Raw genomic sequence first — 3,432 nt, 5'->3', positions numbered from 1 at the left:
TCTCAGTTCGGATTGCAGGCTGCAACTCGCCTGCATGAAGTCGGAATCGCTAGTAATCGCAGGTCAGCATACTGCGGTGAATACGTTCCCGGGCCTTGTACACACCGCCCGTCACACCACGAAAGTCTGCAACACCCGAAGCCGGTGAGGTAACCGTCCAGGGGTCAGAGGGCAGAAGCCCAATCAGAGGCCGGAGGTCAGAAACCGGAAGTCAGAGAGGAAGTTACTATTGGAAGGACTAAGCAAATCTTACGAGAAAAGCTTAGAACCAAAAGATAAGACAAACATCTGATATCTGGCATCTGATTACCGACATATCTGGAAAGGCATCTGATTTCCGACCTCTGGATGGAGCTAGCCGTCGAAGGTGGGGCCGATAATTGGGGTGAAGTCGTAACAAGGTAGCCGTATCGGAAGGTGCGGCTGGATCACCTCCTTTCTAAGGAGAACCGAATCGAGGTTCGAAGTTCGAGGCGTGAAGCACGAAGGAAACGAGTGCCAAGCAAGGCGAAGAATCTCAGGTTTTATCCTAATGGTCGATTCTTTCAGAGGACGGAAGTTCGAAGAGAGATCAAACGAGTCGAAAGACTCAAGCCGAGGGATCGGCAACTCATTGGTAATAACTGTTGTTTAGTTTTGAGAGACCAGATGATCGAAGTTTTATATTTGATATTCGAGGGACGAATGGAGATTCGCTCCGCGAAGATAAATAGAGAACATTGGTTAAGATGGAAACTCAGCCAAAAATAATCGAGTTCGAAACAAAGTAAGATGGAGATTATTTTAGCCGGAAGGCTAATTCAAGTCGTACATCGAACAGTGTATTTCGAATATCGAAGAGGGCCTGTAGCTCAGCTGGTTAGAGCGCACGACTGATAATCGTGAGGTCGATGGTTCAAATCCATCTAGGCCCACCATAATCGAAGTTCGAGGTTCGAGGAATGGTGTACTAAAAGGGCATCAAAACAAAAAACCAAGAACGAGAGACGTGGAAATTCAGAAAACCATTGGGGTTAGGTTGTCGATATTGAGTTAATGCCGTGGTTCGTGAACGAAGAACGTTCACTAGAACTACGAACTACGAACATTTAATATCGCATATGGGGGTTTAGCTCAGCTGGGAGAGCACCTGCCTTGCAAGCAGGGGGTCAGCGGTTCGATCCCGCTAACCTCCACCATTATCAGGGTTCGGGGTACGAAGTTCGAGGTTGAAAAAGACTTTAGACTTTAGTGCAAAGGATTTTGATAACTTCGCGTATAGTACACTGTTCTTTGAAAACTGCATAGAGAAGAAGATCTAGTAAAAGTCGAGAGAATTCACAGCAAAACGGAAGTTTTGAAAAGAACCCAAAAGTAGCGAGAATTAGGTCAAGCTACTAAGGGCGTACGGTGGATGCCTAGGCGCTAAGAGTCGAAGAAGGGCGCGGTTAACAGCGAAATGCCACGGGGAGTCGTAAGCAGGTTATGATCCGTGGATACCCGAATGGGGCAACCCAACCGGAGTCATGTCCGGTTATCTTTAACTGAATAAATAGGTTAAAGAAGGCAACCCGGGGAACTGAAACATCTAAGTACCCGGAGGAAGAGAAAGAATAATCGATTCCCTGAGTAGCGGCGAGCGAAACGGGAACAGCCCAAACCCATCCAGAGGCCAGAGGTCAGAAGCCCAATCAGAGGCCAGGGGTCAGAAGCCGGAGGTCAGAGTGAGAGTTAGTCTTTGAGGTGCTAAGTGAGTTATAAGGGAATAGCTTAGGCCGACGAGATATACATTCATCTGATATCTGGTTTCTGATTACTGACCTCTGGGAAGGCATCCGATTTCCGGTCTCTGGGTGGGGGTTGTAGGACCCTCTATTAAGTTAAGATCTCTAGCTGAACAGAACTGGAAAGTTCGGGCAGAGAAGGTAACACCCCTGTAAACGAAAGGGAGCTTAACTGTGAGGGGATCCTGAGTACCGCGGGACACGAGAAACCCCGTGGGAAGCAGGGAGGACCACCTCCCAAGGCTAAATACTACTTAGCGACCGATAGCGAACCAGTACCGTGAGGGAAAGGTGAAAAGCACCTCGGAAGAGGAGTGAAAAAGAACCTGAAACCGTGCGCTTACAAGCAGTCATAGCCGGAGGCCAGAGGTCCGAAGCCAGAAGTCAAAACGGAGGTCAGAGATCGGAAGCCAGAGATCAGAGTATTAGTATTCTTAAAAGGTTAAGAAAGTCTTATAAGAAAGATTTAACCTAAAAAGAATAACATGCATCTGACATCTGGCATCTGATTACTGTCATCTGGAAGGGCATCTGGTGTCTGACCTCTGACTTCCGGTGATGGCGTGCCTTTTGTAGAATGAACCGGCGAGTTATGGTATGTAGCGAGGTTAAGGCGGGAAGCCGGAGCCGAAGCGAAAGCGAGTCTGAAAAGGGCGTTAAGTTACATGCTGTAGACCCGAAACCGTGTGATCTACCCATGGCCAGGGTGAAGGTGGGGTAAAACCCACTGGAGGCCCGAACTCACTGTCGTTGAAAAGGCAGGGGATGAGTTGTGGGTAGGGGTGAAATGCCAATCGAACACGGAGATAGCTGGTTCTCCCCGAAATAGCTTTAGGGCTAGCCTCAATAGATGACTAATGGCGGTAGAGCACTGAATAGGCTAGGGGCCTTACCAGGTTACCGAACCTTATCAAACTCCGAATGCCATTAGATTAAGATTGGGAGTCAGACTGTGGGGGATAAGCTTCATAGTCGAAAGGGAAACAGCCCAGACCATCAGCTAAGGTCCCTAAGATACACTAAGTGGGAAAGGATGTGGAATTGCCCAGACAACCAGGATGTTGGCTCAGAAGCAGCCACCATTTAAAGAGTGCGTAATAGCTCACTGGTCGAGTGGTTCTGCGCCGAAAATGTAACGGGGCTCAAGTGTAACACCGAAGCTATGGATCCAGAGGTCAGATGACAGAGGCCAGAAGTCGGAAAAAGAGGGTAGTATGATAGGAAGTTACCGGGACCTAAGAGTCTACCAAATATCATATGAACTAGGACTTAATGTCCATAGATTAACCTTAAAATACCCCGACTTTGAAAAGTATGAACTCGGCAGTCAGTTAAGACGAGCCGCAATATCAATACCCGTAAATATAGCAGAAGGGTATGGGAAAAAGAGTTCAGTAGCAGATTTCAAACGATATCTGTTAATGGCCCAAGGATCAAAAGACGAAGTAAAGGTCTTACTGGAAATGAGTAAAGACCTAGGTTATATCCAAGAAGAAGAGTATATAAAGCTGTATGAAAGTTATGATGAACTTGGAAAACAGCTGTATGCGCTTCATGTAAAATGGAAATAATCTGGCTTCCGGCTTCTGACATCTGACCTCTGAGATGGTAGGGGAGCGTTCTATTATCGGAGAAGTTCAACCGGAAGGTTGAGTGGAGAGAATAGAAG

The 3,432-nt window shown here is 47.3% G+C and carries 2 tRNA genes and 2 rRNA genes; all 4 read left to right on the top strand.

The features are described from left to right. A 16S ribosomal RNA gene (locus tag WC259_RS08035) occupies positions 1-439 on the top strand; the annotation flags it as partial. A 401-nt stretch (positions 440-840) separates the two neighbouring features. Further along, a tRNA-Ile gene (locus tag WC259_RS08030) sits at positions 841-917 on the top strand. A 185-nt stretch (positions 918-1,102) separates the two neighbouring features. After that, positions 1,103-1,178 (top strand) — tRNA-Ala (locus WC259_RS08025). A gap of 188 nt (positions 1,179-1,366) precedes the next feature. After that, a 23S ribosomal RNA gene (locus WC259_RS08020) occupies positions 1,367-3,432 on the top strand; the annotation flags it as partial.

It is taken from the genome of Dehalococcoides sp. (assembly GCF_041654235.1).
Classification (GTDB): domain Bacteria; phylum Chloroflexota; class Dehalococcoidia; order Dehalococcoidales; family Dehalococcoidaceae; genus Dehalococcoides; species Dehalococcoides mccartyi_B.
This window is presented reverse-complemented; position numbering and strand designations above follow the sequence as displayed.